The sequence below is a fragment of the Amycolatopsis minnesotensis genome, from assembly GCF_039529815.1.
Taxonomy (GTDB): Bacteria; Actinomycetota; Actinomycetes; order Mycobacteriales; family Pseudonocardiaceae; genus Amycolatopsis; species Amycolatopsis minnesotensis.
Map to the genome: position 1 here is coordinate 1 of NZ_BAAANN010000099.1, position 5,288 is coordinate 5,288.

At 56.3% G+C, this 5,288-nt stretch carries 3 rRNA genes; all 3 read right to left on the bottom strand.

Annotated features, from left to right (window positions below):
• Nucleotides 1–6: 6 nt before the first annotated feature.
• A 5S ribosomal RNA gene (rrf, locus tag ABD256_RS43905) occupies nt 7–123 on the bottom strand.
• A 97-nt stretch (nt 124–220) separates the two neighbouring features.
• A 23S ribosomal RNA gene (locus tag ABD256_RS43910) occupies nt 221–3,341 on the bottom strand.
• A 301-nt stretch (nt 3,342–3,642) separates the two neighbouring features.
• Nucleotides 3,643–5,160: ribosomal RNA gene (locus ABD256_RS43915) — 16S ribosomal RNA — on the bottom strand.
• The 16S, 23S and 5S rRNA genes sit together here, the layout of an rRNA operon.
• Nucleotides 5,161–5,288: the final 128 nt, after the last annotated feature.

Here is a 5,288-nt window from a genome sequence, read left to right on the forward strand (position 1 = left end):
AAGGGTGTTCGGCGGCGTCCTACTCTCCCACAGCCCTTCGGCTGCAGTACCATCGGCGCTACCAGGCTTAGCTTCCGGGTTCGGGATGGGACCGGGCGTTTCCCTGGTGCTATGACCACCGTAACTCTGTGAAACAACTGCACACTGTCCACGTTTCCCTCGGTGTGAGGGGTGTGGTGGTGTGGTGTTTCAGAGCTGTAGAGCGGATGCGTAGCGTCTTTGTGGCAAGTCCTCGGCCTATTAGTACCAGTCAACTCGATAACACATTACTGTGCGTCCATTTCTGGCCTATCAACCCAATGGTCTGTTGGGGGCCTTAACCCACGGGGGGTGGGAGACCTCATCTTGGAACAGGCTTCCCGCTTAGATGCCTTCAGCGGTTATCCCTTCCGAACGTGGCTAACCAGCCATGCCACTGGCGTGACAACTGGCATACCAGAGGTTCGTCCGTCCCGGTCCTCTCGTACTAGGGACAGCCTTCCTCAAGTCTCCTGCGCGCGCGGCGGATAGGGACCGAACTGTCTCACGACGTTCTAAACCCAGCTCGCGTGCCGCTTTAATGGGCGAACAGCCCAACCCTTGGGACCTACTCCGGCCCCAGGATGCGACGAGCCGACATCGAGGTGCCAAACCATGCCGTCGATATGGACTCTTGGGCAAGATCAGCCTGTTATCCCCGGGGTACCTTTTATCCGTTGAGCGACACCCCTTCCACCAGGTGGTGCCGGATCACTAGTCCCGACTTTCGTCCCTGCTCGACATGTCTGTCTCACAGTCAAGCTCCCTTGTGCACTTGCACTCAACACCTGATTGCCAACCAGGCTGAGGGAACCTTTGGGCGCCTCCGTTACTCTTTGGGAGGCAACCGCCCCAGTTAAACTACCCATCAGGCACTGTCCCTGAACCAGATCATGGTCCGAGGTTGAGATTCCCAATTCGACCAGAGTGGTATTTCAAGATTGACTCCATGACCACTAGCGTGATCACTTCCCAGTCTCCCACCTATCCTACACAAGCCGAACCGAAAACCAATACCAAACTATAGTAAAGGTCCCGGGGTCTTTCCGTCCTGCCGCGCGTAACGAGCATCTTTACTCGTAGTGCAATTTCGCCGGGCCTGTGGTTGAGACAGCCGGAAAGTCGTTACGCCATTCGTGCAGGTCGGAACTTACCCGACAAGGAATTTCGCTACCTTAGGATGGTTATAGTTACCACCGCCGTTTACTGGCGCTTAAATTCTCAGCTTCGCCCCGAAAGGCTAACCGGTCCTCTTAACGTTCCAGCACCGGGCAGGCGTCAGTCCGTATACATCGAATTGCTTCTTCGCACGGACCTGTGTTTTTAGTAAACAGTCGCTTTCCGCTGGTCTCTGCGGCCAACTCACCCTAGCCCGCACGGGGCTTCAGGTGCTTTGGCCCCCCTTCTCCCGAAGTTACGGGGGCATTTTGCCGAGTTCCTTAACCACAGTTCACCCGATCGCCTTAGTATTCTCTACCTGACCACCTGTGTTGGTTTGGGGTACGGGCCGTGTCTGTTCTCGCTAGAGGCTTTTCTCGGCAGCATAGGATCACTCTACTTCACCTCAATCGGCTACGCATCACGTCTCAGCCTCGTGGAACACGGATTTGCCTATGTTCCGGCCTACACGCTTACACCAGTACTACCATTCACTGGCGGAGCTACCTTCCTGCGTCACCCCATCGCTTGGCTACTACAGAATCAGGTCCCACGCTCCACCACACACTTCCGTCCGAAGACTTCCGCGTGTGGCTTTGGGTGGTTAGTGTCAACTGCCTCGCCAGGGGCGAACAAACACGGGTACGGGAATATCAACCCGTTATCCATCGACTACGCCTGTCGGCCTCGCCTTAGGTCCCGACTTACCCTGGGCGGATTAGCCTGGCCCAGGAACCCTTGGTCATCCGGCGGCAGAGTTTCTCACTCTGCTTTCGCTACTCATGCCTGCATTCTCACTCCCACACCCTCCACGGCTCGCTTACGCGGCCGCTTCCCTGGGTGCAGGACGCTCCCCTACCCATCCACACCACTACACAACAACCCGAGGGTTGAAGCGGATGTATTGTGTGAATGACACAGCTTCGGCGGTGTGCTTAAGCCCCGCTACATTGTCGGCGCAGGACCACTTGACCAGTGAGCTATTACGCACTCTTTCAAGGGTGGCTGCTTCTAAGCCAACCTCCTGGTTGTCTGGGCAATCCCACATCCTTTCCCACTGAGCACACACTTAGGGGCCTTAGCTGGTGTTCTGGGCTGTTTCCCTCTCGACGACGAAGCTTATCCCCCGCCGTCTCACTGCCGCACTCTCACACATCTGTATTCGGAGTTTGGTTGATTTCGGTAACCCGGTAAGGCCCCTAGACCATCCAGTAGCTCTACCCCAGATGTGAAACATGCGACGCTGCACCTAAATGCATTTCGGGGAGAACCAGCTATCACGGAGTTTGATTGGCCTTTCACCCCTACCCACAGCTCATCCCCTCAGTTTTCAACCTAAGTGGGTTCGGGCCTCCACGCCGTCTTACCGGCGCTTCACCCTGGCCATGGGTAGATCACTCCGCTTCGGGTCTAGACCACGCGACTACATTCGCCCTGTTCAGACTCGCTTTCGCTACGGCTACCCCACACGGGTTAACCTCGCCACGTAGCACTAACTCGCAGGCTCATTCTTCAAAAGGCACGCCATCACACCACACGGGTGCTCTGACGGCTTGTAGGCACACGGTTTCAGGTACTCTTTCACTCCCCTCCCGGGGTACTTTTCATCTTTCCCTCACGGTACTAGTCCGCTATCGGTCTTCAGGAAGTATTTAGGCTTACCGGGTGGTCCCGGCAGATTCACAGCAAATTCCACGAGCTCGCTGCTACTCGGGAACACCAGCAAAACACACAACGCAAGCTTTCGCGTACGGGACTCTCACCCTCTCCGGTCGCCCATCCCAAGGCGTTCCACTAACTCACGCGCGCATCCGAAGACCTGTCAGAATCTTCACGCTAGGTCCCACAACACCGCACACACAACGCCTGACAACTATCACATGTGCACGGTTTAGCCTCTTCCGCTTTCGCTCGCCACTACTCACGGAATCACTTTTGTTTTCTCTTCCTACGGGTACTGAGATGTTTCACTTCCCCGCGTTCCCTCCACACACCCTATATATTCAGGTGCGGGTAACACCCCATCACGGGTGCTGGGTTTCCCCATTCGGACATCCTCGGATCTCAGCTCGGTTGACAGCTCCCCGAGGCCTATCGCGGCCTCCCACGTCCTTCATCGGCTCCTGAAGCCTAGACATCCACCATGTGCCCTTAACAACTTGACCACAAAGATGCTCGCATCCACTCTACAGTTCTCAAACACCACACCCAGAAACAACACAACCGTGTTGCCTCAGGACCCAACAGCATGCCAGCGAACATTGAAACCCCCAGCACCCCGCAACACACGTTCCACACTCCGAAGAGCCGTACTAACCCGTGCGGGCATACCAGAAACCAAGCTACACCAGTAGTTCCACAATTCCTTGAGCAACCACAGCAACCCTGCGTTCGAGGATTAAACCGTGGCCACTCCACAGTGCTGATCCCGGGTATCCCGAGGACTGTGGATGTGTTGCTCCTTAGAAAGGAGGTGATCCAGCCGCACCTTCCGGTACGGCTACCTTGTTACGACTTCGTCCCAATCGCCAGTCCCACCTTCGACCACTCCCTCCCTTGCGGGTTGGGCCGTGGGCTTCGGGTGTTACCGACTTTCATGACGTGACGGGCGGTGTGTACAAGGCCCGGGAACGTATTCACCGCAGCGTTGCTGATCTGCGATTACTAGCGACTCCGACTTCACGCAGTCGAGTTGCAGACTGCGATCCGAACTGAGACTGGCTTTAAGGGATTCGCTCCACCTCGCGGTATCGCAGCCCTCTGTACCAGCCATTGTAGCATGTGTGAAGCCCTGGACATAAGGGGCATGATGACTTGACGTCATCCCCACCTTCCTCCGAGTTGACCCCGGCAGTCTCCCGCGAGTCCCCGCCATTACGCGCTGGCAACACAGGATAAGGGTTGCGCTCGTTGCGGGACTTAACCCAACATCTCACGACACGAGCTGACGACAGCCATGCACCACCTGTACACCAACCACAAGGGAAGCCCTATCTCTAGGGATGTCTGGCGCATGTCAAGCCCAGGTAAGGTTCTTCGCGTTGCATCGAATTAATCCACATGCTCCGCCGCTTGTGCGGGCCCCCGTCAATTCCTTTGAGTTTTAGCCTTGCGGCCGTACTCCCCAGGCGGGGCGCTTAATGCGTTAGCTACGGCACGGACAACGTGGAATGTCGCCCACACCTAGCGCCCAACGTTTACAGCGTGGACTACCAGGGTATCTAATCCTGTTCGCTCCCCACGCTTTCGCTCCTCAGCGTCAGTATCGGCCCAGAGACCCGCCTTCGCCACCGGTGTTCCTCCTGATATCTGCGCATTTCACCGCTACACCAGGAATTCCAGTCTCCCCTACCGAACTCAAGTCTGCCCGTATCGACCGCAAGCTGAAGGTTAAGCCTCCAGTTTTCACGGCCGACGTGACAAACCGCCTACGAGCTCTTTACGCCCAATAATTCCGGACAACGCTCGCACCCTACGTATTACCGCGGCTGCTGGCACGTAGTTAGCCGGTGCTTCTTATCCAGGTACCGTCACTTGCGCTTCGTCCCTGGCGAAAGAGGTTTACAACCCGAAGGCCGTCATCCCTCACGCGGCGTCGCTGCATCAGGCTTTCGCCCATTGTGCAATATTCCCCACTGCTGCCTCCCGTAGGAGTCTGGGCCGTGTCTCAGTCCCAGTGTGGCCGGTCGCCCTCTCAGGCCGGCTACCCGTCGTCGCCTTGGTAGGCCATTACCCCACCAACAAGCTGATAGGCCGCGGGCTCATCCTGTACCGCCAGAACTTTCAACAACCCTGGATGCCCAGAGAAGTGATATCCGGTATTAGACCCAGTTTCCCGGGCTTATCCCAAAGTACAGGGCAGATTGCCCACGTGTTACTCACCCGTTCGCCACTAATCCACCCCGAAGGGCTTCATCGTTCGACTTGCATGTGTTAAGCACGCCGCCAGCGTTCGTCCTGAGCCAGGATCAAACTCTCCAACAATGAATTTGATCGAGACTATACTCTGTCCAATTAAGAACAGTATCTCAAAGGAACCTCATACGAGGTTCTAATACATAAGCTCTACTGGCTTAGTTCACTAGCACACTGTTGAGTTCTCAAGCAACACG